Here is a 19,184-nt window from a genome sequence, read left to right on the forward strand (position 1 = left end):
ATCGCACGCTTCCTCTAGAACTGCTCCCTGCCGCTGAAGAAGAAGGCGCCCTCGATGGCGGCGTTCTCGTCGCTGTCGCTGCCATGCACGGCGTTCTTGGCCTTGCTCTCGGCGAAGCGCTTGCGGATGGTGCCCTCGGCGGCCTGCGTGGGATCGGTGGCGCCGATCAGGTCGCGGAACGATTGCACGGCGTTCTCCTTCTCCAGGATGGCCGCCACGATGGGGCCGCTTGCCATGTATTCCACGAGCTCGCCATAGAAGGGGCGCTCCTGATGCACGGCGTAGAAGGTGCCGGCCTCCTGCCGCGAGAGCCGCGTGTACTTCATGGCCACCACGCGGAAGCCATTGTCCATGATCATATCCAGGATCTTGCCCATGCTGCCGGCGGCCACCGCCTCGGGCTTGATCATCGTGAAGGTCCTGTTCGTCGCCATGCGCTAAGGTCTCATCGGTTTACTGGCCGCACCCAATCAGGTCGCCGGCCAAGGGTTGTTGAAAAAGCGGCGCAAAAGTAATCGGGCATCATCACCGATCAAGGGGGCAAGGGCTTCTTCCTTCGTCGCGCACCTCGCTGCGGCCCTGTTGCCGCGCCCTGAAGCCACGATCCATGCTCACTCTCCGGCCCACCTGGTTGTTGCCCTGCATCCTGCTCACCGCATGCGGCGGCGGTGAGAAGCCCGAGGACGGCGCCACACAAGGGCTGGTGATCGGCGGCGACGATGTGGCGGTGACGGCCATGTACCAGATGCCCACGCCCAACGAGCTATTCGGGCTGGTGCGCCAGATGGCCGGCGATGGCCACCGCAGGCTGATGAACCCATCGACCCATGTTGACCGCTACGTGAGCCTGCGCTCAAGGGCCGTCAATTTCGGGGTCTATGCCACTGATCTTGTTTACGCGAGCAGCTTCAAGCTGAATGTGGACGTGGCCCGCTATTACCTCACATCGAAGAAGCTCGCCGGCTCGCTCGGGCTCGATGCTGCTTTCACCGATGCCGATTTCGTTCGCCTCGAGTCGAACCTGGCGCGCGGCGATTCCTTGGAGATCATCAGCAACGAGGCCTACCTCCGGGCCTACGAGCGGATGCAGCAGGAGAACATGGGCGCTGTGCTTCACTTGGTGCTGGCCGGCGGCTGGATGGAGAGCATGCACCTGGTGATCCGCCAGATCGAGGCCTTCGGCAGCAGCGATGCCCTCATGGCCCGGGTGGCCGAGCAGAAGGTCACGCTCGACCACCTGCTGGGCATGATGGAGGCCACGCGCGACCAGCCCGACGTGGCGGCCGTGTACGCCGACCTCGCCACCGTGCGCGCCATCTATGACCAGCTCGATGTCAAGCGAACGCCCCATCAGGGCACATCGCCGAGCGGACGCATGGTGCTGGGCGATGATGTCACCATCGAGCTCACCCAGGACAAGTACCTCGAATTGTCGCAGGCCATCGACCGCTTGCGCGCGGAATGGACCAGGCCCGAGGGCGCCACGAACTCCTAAGCGAACGAACGCATGATCCGTCATTTCCTGTTCATGGCCGTGCTGGCCAGCGCCTGCTCCGCGACCGCACAGATCACGGAATGCCCCACGTATCACCGCTTCAATTGCGAGCGGTCTGGTGATGCGCGCTTCTCCATCAACGGGCAGAGCCGCAGCGCCATGGTGCGGATCGGCGAGGAGACGGAGCTCAATATCATCGTGTACAGCGGTCAGGATTACCGCATCAGCGTCTGCCACGATGAGAAGATCCTGGGCGAAGGGCTGGCCATCCGGTTGGTGGAGAAGATCCGCACCTCCAAGCCCGGCGGCGCCAAGGGCGAGATGATCGAGACCGAGAAGGTGCTCTGGGACAACACCGAGCACGACATGGCGCCGAGCATCGAGTTCTCCTGCACCGCCACCAAGCGGATCGCCGTGGAGGTGAATGCGCCAGGCGCGGCAGAGCGCAAGGGCAAGAAGGCCGACATCGACATGGGCTGCGTGGGCATCCTCATCGAGCACATGCCCTCGCCCGGCATCGGCTTCTGATCGGATACGGCCCGCGGGTAACTTGGGCGCCATGCCGAACGCCACATCCGTGAGTGCGGGAGCCTTGGACGCGCTGCGCGAGCTGCTCTCCGCGCCGAAGCGGCTCGCCTTGGTCACGCACTACAATCCGGACGGCGATGCGATCGGGTCCTCGCTCGGGCTCATGCATCTGTTGCGCGCACGCGGGCATCAGGCGCAGGTGGTGCTGCCCAACGCGGCGCCCGCATTCCTGCGGTGGATGCCGGGCTACAACGGGTCGATCGCGGCGGATTCACAGAAAGCGCAATGCATCGCCGCCCTGCGCAGCTCCGATGCCGTAATCGCTCTCGACTTCAACCGGCGCGACCGCGTGGGCGTCCTGGAAGAGGCATTGCGACAGGCGCACCTCACCGTGCTCATCGACCATCACCAGGAACCGGAGGACTTCGCGGCCATCGCCTTCTCGGACACCAGTGCCTGCGCCACCAGCCAGATGGTCTTCGATATCGCCGATGCCCTGGGCTGGAAAGAGCTCATCAGCCCCGAGGCGGCCACCTGCCTCTACACGGGCATCGTCACCGATTCCGGCAGCTTCCGCTTCGGCAGCACCACGCCGCACACCATGCGCGTTGCGGCGCACCTCATGGAGCGCGGGGTGCGCATCACCGATGTGCATGAGGCGGTGAGCGACGACAACCGGCCCGAGCGCCTGCGCCTGCTGGGATTCGCGCTCACGGAGCGCATGACCGTGCTGCCGGAGCTCGCCACGGCCATCATCGCCCTCAGCCTCGACGACCTGAAGCGCTTCGGCTATCAGCAGGGCGATACCGAGGGCTTCGTGAACTACGGCCTCTCGATGCATGGCATCCGCCTCGCTGCCTTGTTCATCGAACGGCCCGATCTGGTGAAGGTGAGCCTGCGCAGCAAAGGACAGCTTCCGGTTGACGGGCTCATGCGCAACCACTTCAATGGCGGCGGCCACCGCAACGCTGCCGGCGGCCAGGCCAAGGAGCCCTTGTCCGCCGCGGTGGATCGGCTTCGCGCCTTGCTGCCTGCGCACTTCGCCCAGCATCCATGAGATACGCGCCGCTGCTGCTCATGCTGGCCTGTGAGCCGCCCGCCACCCCGCCCGCACCCGTTTCGCAGGACGATCTGTTGCGCAGCAACCGCGACGCCGTGCGGATCGAGGACCGTGACATCGGGCTCTACGTGGGCCGATGGGCCTTGCAGCCGATCACCAGCGGCACCGGTGTGCGCCACCAGTTGCTGCGCGATGCCGAAGGCGAAACGGTGAAGCCGGGGCAATGGGCGCTGGTGCGCTACCGTATGGAGCTGCTCAATGGCGACACCGCCTATGCCAGCGATCCGTCGGGTCCGGAGGGTTTCCTTGTGGAAGAGGATGATGTGGAGAGCGGCCTGCACGAGGCCATCCAGCACCTGTCGCCCGGCGACAGCGCAATCATCATCATCCCCAGCTATCGGGCACACGGCCTCATCGGCGATCAGGACCGGGTGCCGCCTCGCAGCACCGTGGTGTACCGCATCGCGCTCGTCGGCATCCGTGAATGAGCAGCAGAAACATCCTGCCGACCCTGCTGATCGCGCTGCTCGCAGCCTGTTCCCGTTCACCGTACGAAGGTTACAAGTCCGTGGGACAGGAAGCACACCTGAGGTACATCATCCTGGGCGAGGGCGAGCGCGTGCCGCAGGACGATGACAGCCTGCTGATCCGCTTCCGCGCATCGGACCTGAACGGGGAGGCCGGTTCGCTATGGAGCACGGAGCGATGGTACCGGAGCGGCGATCTTCGCGAAGGAGCGCTGCGGCCCATTCTCCGCCGGTTGCACACCGGCGACAGCATGAGCGTGATCGCGCCCGCTTCACAGTGGCCATGGCCCGCGCTCCTGCGCACGGACCTTGCACCGCCGCACGATACGATCACCGTGCGCATGGAACTGCTCCTGCTCGACCTGCTCACGCCCGCTGCCGGCGATGAGCGAAGGGCGCGTTTCAAAGCCGATGACCCCGAAGGCTTTGAGCGCATGCTGATCGACGCTTACACGGCGCAGGACAGCGGCGCGTGGATGCGCTGGGGCACGAGCGACCTGCACTACCGGATCAGCGGTGCGCCCCTCGATACCGCGCGATGGGACTTCGGCGATCCGTTGCGCGTGCGCTGGGAGGGCTTCTGCCTGGCCGACGGCCGGGCCTTGGACGCCACTTCCCGCAATGGCGGCGATTTCGCATGGGCCTACGGCACGCCCGATCAACTGCTGCAAGGACTGGAAGTGGCGGTGAGCCTCTTGCGCGAGGGCCAGCAGGGCGAGTTCATCTTTCCTTCGCGCATGGCCTTCGGTGATCGCGGCTTGGCCGGAGCCTTGGAGCCCGGCATGCCGGTGCGCTACGCGGTGAGCGTGGCCCGTGACTCCGCGCTATAGAACATCGGTGCCTGGAAAGCGTAAGAGCGCGCCATGCGCGCATCACTGACCATTCCGTTCGCCTGCTTCCTCGCCCTCACCGCCGATGCGCAGGAGCGCCATGGCTTATTCCACAGCAACTACGCTGGCGCCGATGCCGCGTGGGTCAATCCGGCGCGCTCCGCCGGCCAGTGGCCATGGCTCGAAATCCGCTTCCTCGGTGTTGATGCGCACGCATGGAACAGCCTCGTGGCCTATAGCGGTCGCGACCGGCGGCTGGTGGGCGAATTGCGCCAAGGCATGTCCGATGGAGTGCTGGTGATGCGTTCGGCTGGCGCAGGTCAAGGGCATCGCGCGACGGTTTCCCTTGGCGTTGCAGGGCCTGGTGCTTCGTTGGCGCTGGGACGCACCACGATCGGGCTCGGGTTGCGCAGCCGTGCCCACGTGAGCGCATCGGGGCTATCGCCCGCGATGGGCAACTTCATCTTCAACGGGTTGAATTTCGAGCCGCAGCATGGGATCCGATTCTCCGATGAAGGTGTTCGCGTGGTTGGAGCGGCGTGGACGGAACTCGGCGTGAACCTGGGCCAGGTGCTGAGGGCGCAAGGCTTCGGGATCCTGAGCGCGGGGATCAATGCACGCTATCTGCAAGCGCATGCCGGCGGCTCGCTGTCTTTCTCCGGGATCGATTATACCGTGCTCGATTCGGCGCGCGCCAGCGTGCATGCTGCCACCATGAGATATGGTTTCGCGATGCCTGCCGCAAGCGCCGGACGCGGCTTCGGCGCCGATCTGGGCGTCACCTACACGCGCACTGAGGATGAGGCCGATGGCTACATGCCGCACCGCAGCAGCGGCGGTTGCGCGCCGTTGCGCTACAACTACCGTGTCGGTGCATCGCTCATCGATCTCGGTGCAATGAGCTTCCGCGATGCGCGGTCGGGCGAATTGGAGGCGGGCGGTCTCGACATTGCGGATTACAACGATCTTCCCATCGATGACGAAGGCGACCTCGACAGCCTCATCGCCAGCGCCACCCGATGGACGCGCAGCCCTGGGATGCGGATAGGCCTGCCAACAGCCGCCAGCGTGCAATTCGACAAGCGCATCGCCGGTGGGGCTTACTTGAGCGCCGCGGTGGTGCAGCAGCTGAGCGCGCGCGATGGCCTTCGCTTGCGCCGCGCCAACAGCATCGCCTTCAATGCACGCTACGAGACCCGGCAAATGGAAGTGGCCATGCCGCTGGTGATCGAGGAGTACGACCTTCGCCGCCCCGCGATGGGCCTTATGCTGCGCTTCAACGGGATCGTGGTGGGCACCGATCGGATCGGCCCGCTGGTGAGCAAGCGCGACATGCACGCCGCCGATTTCTACTTCCGCGTGCGCTGGCTCATGAACCGCAGCCCGTTCTGCAAGGGGAAGCGCAATCCGAAGGCGCCCCATGCGCCGGGCAGTGGCGAGGCCTTGCCCTGCACGCAGCCCAACGGCTGATCACCTAAGTGATCCGATGATGAAGACCGCCGGCCGCTTGCCGAGCGACGGTCTGCTCTTGCGCCACCAAGTGATCATGCGCGTTGCCACGTTGCCTCCGGGCTGCGTGAGGTCGATCGCGACGCACAGCGCGGTGCCAGGTGCGCAGGTAGCCAATAGGTCGGCGAGGAGCGCATCGTTGCGGTAAGGCGTCTCGATGAAGAGCTGCGCGGCGCCGGTGCGTTGCGCTTCGTGCTCCAAGCGCTTGATCGCAGCCTTGCGCTCGGTGGGCTTCACCGGCAAGTACCCGTGGAAGGTGAATTGCTGGCCATTCATGCCGGAAGCCGCAAGCGCGAGCAGGAGGGAGGAAGGTCCGATGAGCGGCACCACGGTGATCCCTGCGGCGTGCGCGGCACGCACCAGCAAAGCTCCCGGATCGGCGATGCCGGGCATGCCGGCTTCGCAGATGATGGCCGCGTCCCTGCCTCCTTTCAAATGCCGCAATAGCTCATCCGCTTCCTGGGCCGAGCTGTCCTTGTCGAGCCGGTGCAATTCGAGGAGTGCAAGGTCGATTGACGGCACCATGCGGCGAAGCATCTGCCGCGCGGTCTTCTCGTGCTCACAGAAATAGAGCGTGATGCGCGAAGCGATGGTGATGTTCTCCGGCGGCAATTGCTCCAAGCCGCCGTGCTCTCCGAGCCAAACGGGCATCAGGTAGAGCGTGCCGTGATCAGCGCTGCTCAAGGCCATCGAGGAGTTGGTTGCTGGCTTCCTTCAGCATGCTGAACACATCATCGAAGCCCTCGTCTCCTCCAAAGTAGGGGTCGGGCACCTCGCGCAGCGGATGGTGCGGCGCATGATCCATGATGAGCATCGCCTTGCTCGCGTGCTCGGGCGATGGTGCCAGCCGACGCATGTTGCGCAGGTTTTCGGCGTCCATGGCCAAGAGCAGGTCGAAGCGGTCGAAGTCGGCTTGCGTGAATTGCCGCGCGCGCAGGTCGCTGATCGCCATGCCCTCCTTGCGCATGGCGGCTTGGGCGCGGCGGTCGGGCGGCTCGCCCACGTGGTAGTCGCCAGTGCCCGCGCTATCGGTGGTTATGGCGATGCCACGCTCCTGGGCCAAGTGGCGCAGCACGCCTTCGGCCATGGGCGATCGGCAAATGTTGCCCAGGCAGACCAGCAGGATCCTCATGGCGACGAAGGTCGGCACCGGAAGGGAAGGCGTGGCGGCCCCGTTACCTTCGCCGCCATGCAAGCGCCCAAGCTGCCCACCGCCTTCGGGCTCTTCCGGCAACGGAAGCTGCGCGGCTTCGACTACACGCCGCGCTACTACGACCCGGTGGAGGAGGAGCGTAAGGAGCGCATCGAGCGGGCGCGAGCCGAAGGCAGGAGTGCGGCTTCAACGAGGCACGCCGAATTGCGCGAGCGCATGCGTCACAGCTGGCAGCGTGAGGGCGGCGACCGCGCCAACGTGATGCGGCTGGTGGTGATCATGGCCCTTGTCTGCGTGGTGCTCTACTACATCATCAAGGGCTTCGGGCTCGTGGATCCCAGCGCATGGCCGACCTGATCAGGCTGCTGCCCGACCATGTGGCCAACCAGATCGCCGCGGGCGAGGTGGTGCAGCGTCCTGCCAGCGTGGTGAAGGAACTGCTCGAGAACAGCCTCGATTCCGGCGCCACGCGCATCACCCTCGCCGTGAAGGATGCGGGCCGCACGCTGATCCAGGTGATTGACGACGGCAAGGGCATGAGCCTCACCGACTCGCGCCTCTGCTTCGAGCGGCACGCCACCAGCAAGATCCGTCAGGCCGACGACCTGAGCGCCATACGCACCAAGGGCTTCCGGGGCGAGGCATTGGCCAGCATCGCGGCCATCGCGCAGGTTGAATTGCGCACGCGCGAGCACGATCAGGAACTCGGGACGAGGGTGCTGATCGAGGGCAGCCGTGTGCGCACGCAGGAGCCGATCGCCGGCCCGGCAGGCACCAGCATCAGCGTGCGCAGCCTCTTCTTCAACACGCCTGCGCGCCGGCAATTCCTCAAGAGCGACAGCGTGGAGCAGAAGCACGTGCTCGACGAGTTCTTCCGGATCGCGCTCGCGCATCCCGACGTGGGTTTCCGGTTGGTGAGCAATGAGCGCGAGGAGTTCAACCTGCAGCCCGGCGCTGCGGATGCGTCGTGGAGCGCGGCCATGCGCCAGCGGGTCACGGGTCTCTTCGGACGCAAGCACGACGAGCGCCTGGTGCCGGTGGAGGAGGGCACCGACTTCGTGCGGGTGCATGGCTTCGTGGGCAAGCCCGAATTCGCGAAGCGCACGCGCGGCGAGCAGTTCTTCTTCGTGAACCGCCGCTTCATCCGCAGCAACTACCTCGATCACGCCGTGCGTCGCGCTTACGAGGAGCTCGTTTCAGCCGACAGTTATCCCGGCTGGTTCCTCTTCATCGACATCGACCCTGCGCAGATCGATATCAACATCCATCCCACCAAGACCGAGATCAAGTTCCGCGACGATCGCGCCGTGTACGCGATCGTGCATGCGGCGGTGCGCCGTGCCTTGGGCCGATTCAACATCACGCCCAGCCTGGATTTCGAGCCGGAGCCCGCCATGATCGCGGCCTCTGCGGCCGCAGTGCCCGCCTGGCGCCCCAGCGACCTCGGCGCGTTCACCTCACCTCCGCGCCCAAGCCCCGAAGGCTGGCAGAAACTCTTCGATATGGGCATGGCCTCGCCGGCGGAAGAGGCCACGGTGGCCACCCTGACTGCGCGCCCGGCTCCGGATGACCTGGTGCTGCCCTCGCGCGAAGAGGATTCGATTGGCGACCGTCCGGTGTTCCAACTGCACGGGCGATACATCGTGGCACAGGTGCGCAGCGGTGTGCTGGTGGTCGATCAGCATCGTGCGCACGAGCGCATACTCTACGAGCGCAACCTGAAGCTGCTGGCGCAGGGCGCGGGCATCACGCAAACGGAGCTCTTCCCGCGCCATGTGGAGTTGAGCGCCACCGACCTCGCGCTGATCGAAGGCGTGCTGCCCGAGCTGCGCTGCATGGGCCTCGACATCGAGCTCTTCGGCGGACGCACCGTGCAGGTGAACGGCATGCCCGCTGAGAACGCCGATGAAGACCCCGCGCGGCTCATCGAGCAATTGCTGGAGCAGCTGCGATCGGCAGGCAGCGCCCTGCGCAACGAACGGCATCCCGCGCTGGCGCGTGGCATGGCCCGCAGCATGGCCATCCGCCACGGCCGCGCATTGGGCATCGCCGAGATGCACGGCCTCATCGATCGCCTCTTCGGTTGCGAGCAGCCCACGAGCACCCCGAGCGGCAAGCCCGTGCTCTTCACCTTCACCCTGGACGACCTTAACGAGCGCTTCGAACGCTGATGCAGTACCGCACCGGACCCTTGCAGCATACGCCCACCGTGGTGAAGAACCTGGTGATCATCAACGCCATCGTCTTCGGTGTGACCATGGTCAGCGGCGGTGTATTCATGGGCATGCCCATGAATCTCACCTTGGGGCTGCACTATGTCGGCGGCCCGGCCTTCGAGCCCTGGCAGTTGATCTCGCACATGTTCATGCACGGCGGCATCGGGCACATCTTCATGAACATGTTCGGCCTCTTCATGCTCGGCTCGCCGCTCGAGTACCACTGGGGATCGAAGCGATTCCTCAACTTCTACCTGCTCTGCGGATTGGGCGGCGCGACGCTCAACATGGGCGTGCAGGCCTGGGAGTACAACCAGTTGGCGGAGCTGATGAGCGTGGCCGACATCGAGCAGGTGCGCGAGCAGGGCCGCATCGCGCTGGTGAATCTCTGGCGCGGCGGTGAAGGATTCGGCGATTCGGCGATGAACGAAATGGCGGCCATCCTCTTCACGCCGATGGTGGGCGCGAGCGGTGCCATCTTCGGGATCCTCGCGGCCTTCGGCATCCTGTACCCGAACGTGGAGCTGATGATCATCTTCTTCCCGGTGCCCATCAAGGCAAAATGGTTCGTGCTGCTCTACGCGGCTTACGAGACTTACGCAGGCTTTGCGGGCCTGATGGGAAGCGGCAGCGACAACGTAGCGCATTTCGCGCACCTCGGCGGCGGGTTGATGGGACTTGTGCTCGCCCTGCTCTGGCGCCGCCGATTGAGCCCATGGAGCTGAGCGCACCAACTTTGCGGCATGTTTGAGGAATTGAAGCGGCAGTGGCGGAGCGGCGGGATGGTGATCCGGCTGGTGCTGGTGAATGCGTCCGTTTTCGTGGCGTTGCACCTGATCAACCTGCCATTCTGGGCCATGCGCCAGCCGGGTCCGGATATCCTCGGCTGGCTCTGGAGCAGGAGCGACCTCGGCGCGCTGCTGCTCCGCCCATGGACGGTGCTCACCTACATGTTCACGCACTGGGGCTTCGGCCACATCTTCTTCAACCTGCTGCTGCTCTGGTTCATGGGCCGGATCTTCGAGGACCTGCTCGGCAGCAAGCGCGTGCTGGGCAATTACCTGCTCGGCGGCTTCAGCGGATTGGCGCTCTACCTGATCGGCTACAACGTGCTGCCGGTGTACGCGGATCAGGTGGCGGGCAGCAGCATCCACGGAGCCTCGGCCTCGGTGATGGCGGTGCTCGTGGGCATCGCGGCGTACCGGCCCGACTATGAGGTGCGGCTGCTGCTCTTCGGCACGGTGCGGCTGAAGTGGATCGCGCTGGTGCTCTTCCTCATCGATCTGGTGAGCGTGCAAGAGAGCGCCAACAGCGGCGGCCATCTCGCGCACATCGGCGGTGCGCTCTACGGCTACGCCTCGTCGATGGTACTGAAGCGGAAGACTGGTGCAAGCGATTGGTCCCTGGCCTTCGTGAACGGACTGGAGCGCTTCTTCGGTTTGTTCAGGCGGAAGAGCGGTGCGCGCATGCGCGTAGAGAAGCCCTTCACCGGCAAGCGCCGGAGCGATGCCGATTTCAATCGCGCGAAACGCGATCAGCAAGCGCGCATCGACGCCATCCTCGACAAGATCAGCCGCAGCGGCTACGACAGCCTGAGCAAGGAGGAGAAGGATGTCCTGTTCAAGGCTGGGAAATAACGTCCGGCCTTCATCCCGTCGGCCGATACCTGCGCCACATGCACGAACCGACCGCACCGGCCAACGCAGCCCCGGGCAAGCGCCCCTCGCGATGGCATTTGCCGCTCTGGTGGGCCAATGGCTTTGCGGTGCTGATCCTGCTGCTCACCTATCTCGCGCCGCATGTGCCTCCAAAGCTCTTCTGGCCCTTGGCGCTGCTGGCATTCGCGTATCCATTCCAATTGGTGGTGCATGCGGGATTCCTGGTGTACTGGCTTCTGTTCCGCCGCAAGCGCATGCTGCTATCCGGTGCTGCGCTGCTGATCGGCTTCGGGCACCTCGCGGACCACGTGCAGCTCATGGGTCGCGCGGAACCGCCTGCCGGAGGGATGGGTGAAGCGGTGAAGCTGCTCAGTTGGAACGTGCGCCTCTTCGACCTGTATAACTGGGACGACAACGAGCGCACGCGCGACGCCATCTTCGAGGTGCTGGAGCGCGAGGAAGCCGGGATCGTTTGCCTGCAGGAGTTCTTCCATAGCACGGATAAGCGCTTCTTCCGCACGCGCGATGCGATCAAGGGCGATCTCGGCCATCGGTCGGAGCACATGGCCTGGTCGCGCACGGCGCGCTACGACATGCACTTCGGCATCGCGACCTTCAGCAAGCACCCGATCGCCAACCGCGGCCGCGTGCCCTTCGGCCGCAAGACCAATAACATCTGCATCTGGAGCGACATCGTGCTCGGCGCCGACACCGTCCGGGTCTTCAATGCGCACCTGGCCAGCTTGCACCTCGGTGATGCCGACTACGATTTCCTCGATTCCCTCAGCCTTGATCCGAGCACCAAGCTCCTGGAGCAGCATGGCGGGCGGATCGCGGGGTTGCTTCGCGATGGCTTGGTGCGGCGAGCGGCCGAGGCGGCGGTGATCGACAGCGCCATGCGCGCCAGCCCATATCCGGTGATCTTCTGCGGTGACATCAACGATGTGCCCATGAGCTACGCCTACCACCTGCTGCGCGGGGATAGGCACGATGCCTTCACGGAGAGCGGGAGCGGCCTGGGCGGCACTTACATCGGCAGGTTGCCCAAGCTCCGCATCGACCACATCCTGCACGACGAGTCCATTGCCTCCTGGGCCTTCGAGCGGCTGCCAGAGGAATTGAGCGACCACCATGGGCAAACGGTGATGGTAGCGGTGCGCAGGGAATTGAACGATTGACCGCTGCGGGTGTATCGCAGCAATGCACGGCGACCGCCTGCGTTAACGATCCATTCACCCAAGGCCCATGAAGCTTCCCTTCGCCATTCTCGCTCTGATGGCCCTCATCGTTGTCATTCCTGCTTGCCAGCGCTCCGCGAATCCAGAGGCGACGAGCATGTTGGAACAAGAACGCGCACCCGAGGAAGGGAAGGCAACAGGCGAGGCCGGTTCGCTTTCCTTCTGGTCCACCAACAACGGCCTTGCGGACATGTCCGTTGCCGCGGCTGCGGATTCCAGCACGCGCTTCATGTCATCAAGCGCCGCCCTAACGAATGGTGATACTGCGCGCCGCTTCATCCGCACGGCCGACCTGAAGTTCAGGGTGAGGGATGTGGTTCAGGCCACCTATGCGATCGAGGACATTGCCGCGGCGCAAGGCGGGCATGTGGAGCATGCGCACCTGACCACGCGGGTCGACCAGCGTTACACCATGCCGGTGAGCGAGGACAGCCTGTTGGAGACCACGCGCTTCACGGTGGTGAGCAACTCGGTGCTGCGCGTTCCCGCGGGTCGCCTCGACACCACCTTGAAGATGCTTGCTCGCTTCGTTGATTTCCTTGACCACCGCACCGTGAAGGCGGAGGATGTGCGTCCGCTGATGCTCGCGAACCTGCTGGAGCAGCGCCGCATCACGCGCTACAGCGACCGGGTGGAGAAGGCCGTTGATGAGCAGGGCAACCGGCTGAAGGAGACCAGCGCCACGGAGGAGCGATTGCTGAACCGGCAGGAACACGCTGATCGCGCGCTGCTGAGCAACATGAGCCTGCAGGACCGCATTGACTACAGCACGATCACGCTCGAGATCTACCAGCGGCAGAGCGTGCGGCAGGAGTTGCTGGCCAATGAGCGGGGTGTTGACCGGTATGAGCCGGGCTTCTTCAGCAAGCTGGGCAAGGCCGTGGCGGGCGGCTGGCGGATGCTGCTTCGCTTCTTCCTGCTCGTGGCCGGCAATTGGAGCGTGATCCTGCTCGCTGCGATCGCATTCATCCTCCTGCGCCGGTGGTTGCGCATGAGGCCGCAGGGATGAGCGCGGGCCGCATGCGCTTAGCTTCGGGCGCGAATCCATAGTCCATGACAGCACGACTCACCCTCGCTGGTCTCACACTCCTCCTTTGCGCCGCCGTCTCCGCCCAGCCCCGCATGCACGGATGCCTTGTGCTGCGCGATGGAGCCGCTCCGCCTCGTCCACAGGCCCTCACCCCCGACGAGCGCGACCTGATCGATGAGACCATCGCCCGCAGCGACACCTTCGACATCCTGCACTACGACATCTCGATCGATGTGACCGATTACACCGGGCAGGCGATCACGGCCGCCACCACCATCACTTATGCCGCACGGTTGGCGGGCCAAACGGGCATCCGCTTCGACCTCGTGGCGCTCACGGTGGACTCCGTGATCGGCGCCAATGGCCCGCTCGCCTTCACGCACGATGGCCAATTCCTGGATGTGCAGCTTGAGGATGAGCCAATGGTGGGTGAGGAGCAGCAACTCACCGTGCATTACCACGGGCAGCCCATCGGCGACCCGAGCTGGGGCGGCTTCTACTTCGCCAGCAACTACATCTACAACCTGGGTATCGGCCTCACCACGGTGCCGCCCAACTTCGGCAAGGTGTGGTACCCTTGCTTCGATAGCTTCATGGAGCGCGCGGCCTACACCTTCCATGTGAAGAGCGCGGGCGGGCGCTGGCTGCTGGGCCAGGGCGATTTCATCGGCGAGGTGCAGCTTGGCGGCGATACCGTGATCCGCAGCTACGACCTGCCGCATGCGATCCCCACGCACGTGAGCGCCATCGCCGTGGCGAACTACGCCGAGAGCAGCTACACGCACACCGGCGCCTATGGCGACATCCCCGTATCGCTCCGCGCCAAGCCCACGCAGCTCAGCGCCATGGTGGGCAAATTCGGCGATCTAGGCGCGTGCATCGATGCGCTGGAGCATTGGTACGGCCCATATCCATACGGACGCATCGGTTACGTGCTCACCACCGATGGCGCCTTGGAGATCGTCACCAACATCGCGTACCCCGACTTCATGCCCGGGCAGTCGGTGGGCCGCAATCGCGGGCTCTACGCGCACGAGCTCGGCCACCATTGGTGGGGCGATAAGGTGACGCCGCGCGTGCACAACCACATGTGGCTGAAGGAAGGCCCGGCGGAATACAGCGGCCATCTCTTCGAGGAATGGCTCAACGGCCGTGCGGCCATGGTGAACATGGTGAAGGACAACCTGCTCGACATCCTCACCACCGCGCACGGCGATGATGACGGATTCCAAGCCCTTTCGCCCATGCCCGATGAGCACATCTACGGCACGCACACCTACTACAAGGGCGCTGCGGTGATGCACAACCTGCGCGGCTACCTCGGCGATACGCTCTTCCGCGAGGCCATGCGGGAATCGCAGGTGCGCCTGGCCGATACCGTGATCACCCCGGAGATGTGGCGTGATACCATGGAGCTGATCACCGGCCGCGATCTGCATCCCTTCTTCGACGATTGGGTCTTCAGCCCCGGCTATTCCGTCTTCGAGGTGCGCTCGTTCACCGCGCAGCAGGGCGGCGACGGCTGGCTGGTCGATCTGCGGATCGGGCAGAAGCTGTACGGCACGGCGGGCCTGCACGGCGAAACGCCGCTCGACCTCACGCTGATCGGCGCGGATGGGCAAACGCACGAATCGCTCATCACCGCGAGCGGTTTGCTCACGGAGGCCTCGGTCACCTGCCCCTTCGAGCCGGTGATGGCCGTGCTCAACCGCTACCAGCGCTTGAACCAGGCGCGCATGGACCACGAGATCACCGTGGTGCCGGGTGTGGCCTTCTCCAGCGCCCTGCCACGCGTGGAGTTCCGGCTGTACGCTACCGCGCTCACCGATTCGACGCTTGTCCGAGTGGATCACATCTGGAGCGGTGCTGATGAGGACCTGGGCTGGAGCGTAGGGCAGGTGAGCGGCACGCACTACTGGAATGTCGATGGCCTGTGGCCCGAAGGCACCGTGCTGCGCGCGCGCTTCATGTACCTGGGATCAACGCCCAGCCAGTTCGATCATGCGCTGATCAACGGCGACGAGGCGGGCATGGTGATGGTGTGGCGGCCCAATGCCGACGAACCCTGGCAGATCCATCCTGACCAAGTGATCACCACCGGCAGCACCACCAATGGCAGCGGCTGGATTGATGTGAACACGCTTTTCAAAGGGCAGTATGCCTTCGCGAAGGCGAGCGGTTTCATCGGCATGGAAGAGCAGGCGAGCGGTCCGGCATTCGCGGTGTTCCCGGTGCCTGCCGATGAAGCGATCACCGTGCGGATGAGCCAGCCCGTGAAAGGCGCGTTTTACATGAAGGTCCTTGATGCGCAAGGCAGGCTCGTGATGCACACTCTTCGCCAATCGCCTGCCGAGCTCCGGATCGAGACGCGCAGTTTGGCCCCAGGCGCGTATGCGCTGCAGCTGACCAATGTCGATGGCACGGTGCTCGGCGTGCGCAGCTTCCATGTTGGGCGCTGATCCCGGATTCCTCGAGCCGGGGCTCAGGAAGAAGCTCTACCCTCTTGGCCTTGAGCTGCGCGATTACCTCGTTGCGGGCGACCGTGCCGGGCAGCTGCCCATAGCTTATGCGGACCTTACCCGGCACGACGGCGTGATGCCCCGGCGCGGCCCCGACGGCGCGGACACGCTCTGGCAAACGGTGCTCTACCGTCCGGCCGACCGTGAAGAGCTGGATCTGCACCTGGTGCAGACCTATCAGCGCCTGGTGGCTGATGGCCGGCGCATCGAGCACCTCCGGATCGGCGGGGTGGACCTATGCCCGTACGGCAACTCGCAGCCCTTCCGGGTGAAGGTGATCAACCAGATCAACGACAACCACGACTACTTCTATGTGAAGCGCACCGATGCCAATCGCGTGTACGGATTGGAGCTCGAGCACCTGCTTTCGCCGTACCGCATCAGCTACCTGGTCGATGGCGCCACACTGGTCGAGGAGCACATCATCGGCGTGCCGGGCGATGCCTTCATCGCGGATCCCGCACGCTTCGGCGGGAAGCTGAACAGCGTGCGCCTGTGCAAGGAGTTCGTGAAGTTCAACGAGCGCTGCTTCGTGCGGCTGCTGGGCGACATGAGGGCCTACAACTTCGTAGTGGATGCGATCCACGACGTGGACCAGGTGCAGTACCGCTTCCGCGCCATCGACCTCGACCAGCAGAGCCACGATGGCCGGCTGCGCGGCTACCTGCCGCAGTTCTATAAGGAGAACCTTCCCTATGTGCAGCTCGCGCAGCAGGCCATCGGCGCGGCCACCGCGGCGCAGTACCGAAGCGAGGAGCGTGCGCTCATGCGCAAGCGGGCGCGCCTGGCGGAGGGTCGCCTGAACGCGTTGATCTCCGCCATGAAGACCGATGCGATCGCGCCAGTGGAAAACATCCGGCAGCTGGCCGACGAATTGGCCAGGCACCACGGCGATGCAGCTTACAAGGATCTGCCCACCATGGGTCATCTGCTCGATCGGCACCTGCACCAATGCCTCTTCGATCCCGCTGCGGACGACGAATAGGTTCGGTGATCCGCCGGGCTTGAACCTTCAAGGGACCAATGCCGTAGGAGCGCCCCGAACGCCGAGGACCGGCGTTTGAAAACGCTACGCGATGGCCTTGAACCGACCCTTCCTTGCTGTGCTCCTCACCTTGGCTACCCAGGCCTACGGGCAGCAATACCGCATCGAGTATCGCTGGCTCAACTTCCCATGCGACGAGATCCTGAACTGCGACGCCGGTTGCAGCGCCTGCAACATGCCCGATGCGCTGGGCGGAGCCCTCATCGGCACCAACGCGGCTTGGATCGGCGTGCAGACCTGCCCGCTGCCGGTGACGGTTGCTGACAATGCCATCTTCACGGCCGGCTGGCCGGTGCAGCCTGGACCCGACCACAGCGTGATCTTCAACGTGATCGCCACGGCCCCCGTGCGCATCGACAGCATCCGCTTCCGCCATGCCATTTACCAGGACGGGCCGCAGCGCGTTAAGGTGCTCTACACCGGCGATGTTGCGCAGCCCTTGCAAGAGATCGCCGATGCGCAAGTGCCCACCGCGTGGACCGATGTGACCCTGACCGGCCTCGGCGATGTGGTGATCCCGGAGGGCAATCCATTCGGCACCATGCAGATCCGTTTCCAGCCTTACGAAGGCGGCAGCGGCGGCTGGGCGATCGATGAGCTCATCCTCTCCGCAAGTCCTTTGCAGAACGCACAGACCGGAATTGCCGAGGTGCACCAGCGCGCTCCTTCCGTGCGCGGTCCGTCTTACGATGTGATGGGCCGCCCGGTGGGCAATGAGCGGGCACCGGGCCTCTACCAGCAGCAAGGCCGACGCATCGTGCAGGTGGAGTGATCCCCCGATAGCCTCTTGCACGGACGCCGATGGCTATCAACCATCGGCGTCCGTGTTGTTAATGGTTCATGGGAAAGCCCCCAGAGCTCATGGCTCCGTGCGCAAGCCAGCATCCTGCCAGCCGGTGATCCCGGCCGTCATGCAATGCACGCGTGAGTAGCCGAGCTTCATGGCGGTTTCCGCGGCCATGCGCGCGGCAGGGCATTCGGGACTGTAGCAGTAGAACACGATGGGCTGCGCCTTGTCGGCCGGCAGCTGGTCGGCTGCGATGGCATCGTACACCAGCAGCCTGGCACCGGGCAGGTGCGCTTCGGCGTAGGTGAACTCTTCATTCACGTCTGCTAGGAACACATTGTCCTTTAGCATGGCGAGTACCGCCTCCGGGGTGACCTCGATCACGGCGGTGGAATTGGCATCAGCCTGTGCCGAGCAAAAGGCCGCCGCTAAGAGGAGCACGCTGGTGATCAGGTTGCGCATGGTGCCCAAAGCTGCGGAAAGAATCCAATCCGGCAAGCATGCACGGCAATGGCAGCAGGGCTGATCCTGGGTGCCCCGCATATCGGAGTTGCTTGCTGCTCGACAAGGTTTCCACCTACATTCGTTCCCCTGTTCGCATTTGTTCAGGCCCAAACACCACCACCATGAAGCAGCTCCTCATCGCCACCGCGGTCGTCATCAGCAGCGGTTCGGTGAACGCTCAGGATGCGGTCAGCACCCTCTTCGCTCCGAAGCGCATCGTGAAGACCAACCTCGTTGGTTATGCCCTGTTGTCGGTCAACGCGAACTACGAGCAGAAGACGGGCGGTAAGACGTCGGTGGGCCTCCTGGCCGGCTACAAGCTGCCGAATGTGATCAAGGTCGAGGCCATCGGCACCATCGATGGCGAGAAGCAAACCTATACCGGTGATGTGGAGCCGCAGGGCATCTTCGTGAATCCCTACTTCCGCTTCTACCCGAAGGAGACCTTCAAGGGCTTCTACGTGGAGGCTTTCCTGCGCTACTTCAACTACAGCTTCCTTCTGCCCTACGATTACGAGAAGAACAGTGGGAAGATCCGCGCCAACGCCGATGGCAGCGCCACTGCCTTTGGCGGTGGCCTGGCCTTGGGCGCGCAGTTCCCGCTTGGACCGCGCGTGTACATGGACCTCAACCTCGGCTACGGCATGGCAGTGGGCAATGCGCACCTGGAGACCAACGACCCCAACCTGGAGCTGGAGGACTATCAGACCATCCAGCGGAACATCGAGAAGTATCAGGACGACGAGGACATCCAGGTCTTCATCCTGGGCGACATCCTCACCGACCCGAAGGCCGGGTCGAGCAACACCCAGGCTTGGGCCGATTTCGAGAACAAGGTCTTCGCGATCCTGCGTGGCGGCATCTGCATCGGCTACGCTTTCTGATCCGCACCCTTTGCGCGAAGGCCCCGGGAAATCCTGGGGCCTTTTCATTCCGCCCAACGGGCCGGTCAATTGATTCCTTGCGCATCCCGCAGCTGCGCGGCGTCCCGGAAGCAAACAGAACAAGCGCGCATATTTGCCCGCCGATGCGAATGAGAACGGATCTCGCTTGGGCCTTGGTCACCTTGGGACAGGGCCCGGATG

At 64.4% G+C, this 19,184-nt stretch carries 20 protein-coding genes; 16 read left to right on the forward strand and 4 right to left on the reverse strand.

The window, feature by feature from the left end; genetic code table 11:
- Positions 1–14: 14 nt before the first annotated feature.
- The gene (locus IPM12_09820; GenBank protein MBK9148095.1) at positions 15–434 is read right to left on the reverse strand and encodes a nucleoside-diphosphate kinase; all 420 of its coding nucleotides are present in this window, start codon (positions 432–434) and stop codon (positions 15–17) included.
- A gap of 173 nt (positions 435–607) precedes the next feature.
- Between IPM12_09820 and IPM12_09825 the strand changes: the two genes are divergently transcribed.
- From IPM12_09825 to IPM12_09850, 6 genes are read left to right on the forward strand one after another with little or no spacing between them, the layout of a single operon-like run.
- On the forward strand, positions 608–1,495 hold the full coding sequence (locus tag IPM12_09825) for a hypothetical protein (protein ID MBK9148096.1): 888 nt from the start codon (positions 608–610) through the stop codon (positions 1,493–1,495).
- Positions 1,496–1,507: 12 nt separating this feature from the next.
- Positions 1,508–2,023 carry a hypothetical protein gene (locus tag IPM12_09830; GenBank protein ID MBK9148097.1) on the forward strand — a complete coding sequence of 172 codons (516 nt, stop codon included), beginning with the start codon at positions 1,508–1,510 and terminating at the stop codon, positions 2,021–2,023.
- A 31-nt stretch (positions 2,024–2,054) separates the two neighbouring features.
- Positions 2,055–3,080 (forward strand): bifunctional oligoribonuclease/PAP phosphatase NrnA, encoded by a 1,026-nt coding sequence (locus IPM12_09835; GenBank protein ID MBK9148098.1) that lies wholly within the window; start codon positions 2,055–2,057, stop codon positions 3,078–3,080.
- Complete coding sequence (locus tag IPM12_09840) at positions 3,077–3,571, forward strand: FKBP-type peptidyl-prolyl cis-trans isomerase (GenBank protein MBK9148099.1); 495 nt, start codon at positions 3,077–3,079, stop codon at positions 3,569–3,571. The genes IPM12_09835 and IPM12_09840 overlap by 4 nt, the downstream gene beginning before the upstream one ends.
- A complete protein-coding gene (locus tag IPM12_09845; protein MBK9148100.1) occupies positions 3,568–4,440 on the forward strand; it encodes an FKBP-type peptidyl-prolyl cis-trans isomerase in 873 nt (290 codons plus the stop codon). Before IPM12_09840 ends, IPM12_09845 begins: the two co-directional genes overlap by 4 nt.
- Positions 4,441–4,473: 33 nt before the next feature.
- Entirely contained in the window at positions 4,474–5,910 is a 1,437-nt protein-coding gene (locus tag IPM12_09850; protein MBK9148101.1) for a hypothetical protein, read from the forward strand.
- On the opposite strand, the gene IPM12_09855 is transcribed toward IPM12_09850, so the two are convergent.
- Complete coding sequence (locus tag IPM12_09855) at positions 5,911–6,639, reverse strand: SAM-dependent methyltransferase (GenBank protein MBK9148102.1); 729 nt, start codon at positions 6,637–6,639, stop codon at positions 5,911–5,913.
- Positions 6,620–7,081 (reverse strand): low molecular weight phosphotyrosine protein phosphatase, encoded by a 462-nt coding sequence (locus IPM12_09860; protein MBK9148103.1) that lies wholly within the window; start codon positions 7,079–7,081, stop codon positions 6,620–6,622. The genes IPM12_09855 and IPM12_09860 overlap by 20 nt, the downstream gene beginning before the upstream one ends.
- Before the next feature lie 57 nt (positions 7,082–7,138).
- Here IPM12_09860 and IPM12_09865 point away from each other — a divergent pair, with 57 nt between their 5' ends.
- The 9 genes from IPM12_09865 to IPM12_09905 all read left to right on the forward strand — a co-directional run bounded on the left by IPM12_09865 (position 7,139) and on the right by IPM12_09905 (position 17,580).
- Positions 7,139–7,459, forward strand: a complete 321-nt coding sequence (locus IPM12_09865; GenBank protein MBK9148104.1) for a hypothetical protein — start codon at positions 7,139–7,141, stop codon at positions 7,457–7,459.
- Positions 7,447–9,273, forward strand: coding sequence for a DNA mismatch repair endonuclease MutL (gene mutL, locus IPM12_09870; GenBank protein ID MBK9148105.1), 1,827 nt, complete (start codon positions 7,447–7,449; stop codon positions 9,271–9,273). Before IPM12_09865 ends, mutL begins: the two co-directional genes overlap by 13 nt.
- Entirely contained in the window at positions 9,273–10,043 is a 771-nt protein-coding gene (locus IPM12_09875) for a rhomboid family intramembrane serine protease (GenBank protein MBK9148106.1), read from the forward strand. Before mutL ends, IPM12_09875 begins: the two co-directional genes overlap by 1 nt.
- Before the next feature lie 18 nt (positions 10,044–10,061).
- Positions 10,062–10,955, forward strand: coding sequence for a rhomboid family intramembrane serine protease (locus IPM12_09880; GenBank protein MBK9148107.1), 894 nt, complete (start codon positions 10,062–10,064; stop codon positions 10,953–10,955).
- Positions 10,956–10,993: 38 nt separating this feature from the next.
- A complete protein-coding gene (locus IPM12_09885) occupies positions 10,994–12,154 on the forward strand; it encodes an endonuclease/exonuclease/phosphatase family protein (protein ID MBK9148108.1) in 1,161 nt (386 codons plus the stop codon).
- A 67-nt stretch (positions 12,155–12,221) separates the two neighbouring features.
- The gene (locus tag IPM12_09890; GenBank protein ID MBK9148109.1) at positions 12,222–13,223 is read left to right on the forward strand and encodes a DUF4349 domain-containing protein; all 1,002 of its coding nucleotides are present in this window, start codon (positions 12,222–12,224) and stop codon (positions 13,221–13,223) included.
- A gap of 44 nt (positions 13,224–13,267) precedes the next feature.
- Positions 13,268–15,703, forward strand: coding sequence for a hypothetical protein (locus IPM12_09895; GenBank protein ID MBK9148110.1), 2,436 nt, complete (start codon positions 13,268–13,270; stop codon positions 15,701–15,703).
- A complete protein-coding gene (locus tag IPM12_09900; protein MBK9148111.1) occupies positions 15,690–16,748 on the forward strand; it encodes a hypothetical protein in 1,059 nt (352 codons plus the stop codon). The genes IPM12_09895 and IPM12_09900 overlap by 14 nt, the downstream gene beginning before the upstream one ends.
- Before the next feature lie 91 nt (positions 16,749–16,839).
- Positions 16,840–17,580 carry a hypothetical protein gene (locus tag IPM12_09905; GenBank protein ID MBK9148112.1) on the forward strand — a complete coding sequence of 247 codons (741 nt, stop codon included), beginning with the start codon at positions 16,840–16,842 and terminating at the stop codon, positions 17,578–17,580.
- A gap of 87 nt (positions 17,581–17,667) precedes the next feature.
- On the opposite strand, the gene IPM12_09910 is transcribed toward IPM12_09905, so the two are convergent.
- The gene (locus tag IPM12_09910) at positions 17,668–18,057 is read right to left on the reverse strand and encodes a rhodanese-like domain-containing protein (protein MBK9148113.1); all 390 of its coding nucleotides are present in this window, start codon (positions 18,055–18,057) and stop codon (positions 17,668–17,670) included.
- A 164-nt stretch (positions 18,058–18,221) separates the two neighbouring features.
- Here IPM12_09910 and IPM12_09915 point away from each other — a divergent pair, with 164 nt between their 5' ends.
- Complete coding sequence (locus IPM12_09915) at positions 18,222–18,983, forward strand: DUF3575 domain-containing protein (GenBank protein ID MBK9148114.1); 762 nt, start codon at positions 18,222–18,224, stop codon at positions 18,981–18,983.
- Positions 18,984–19,184 lie beyond the last annotated feature (201 nt).

Source organism: Flavobacteriales bacterium (genome assembly GCA_016716605.1).
GTDB lineage: Bacteria > Bacteroidota > Bacteroidia > Flavobacteriales_F > PHOS-HE28 > PHOS-HE28.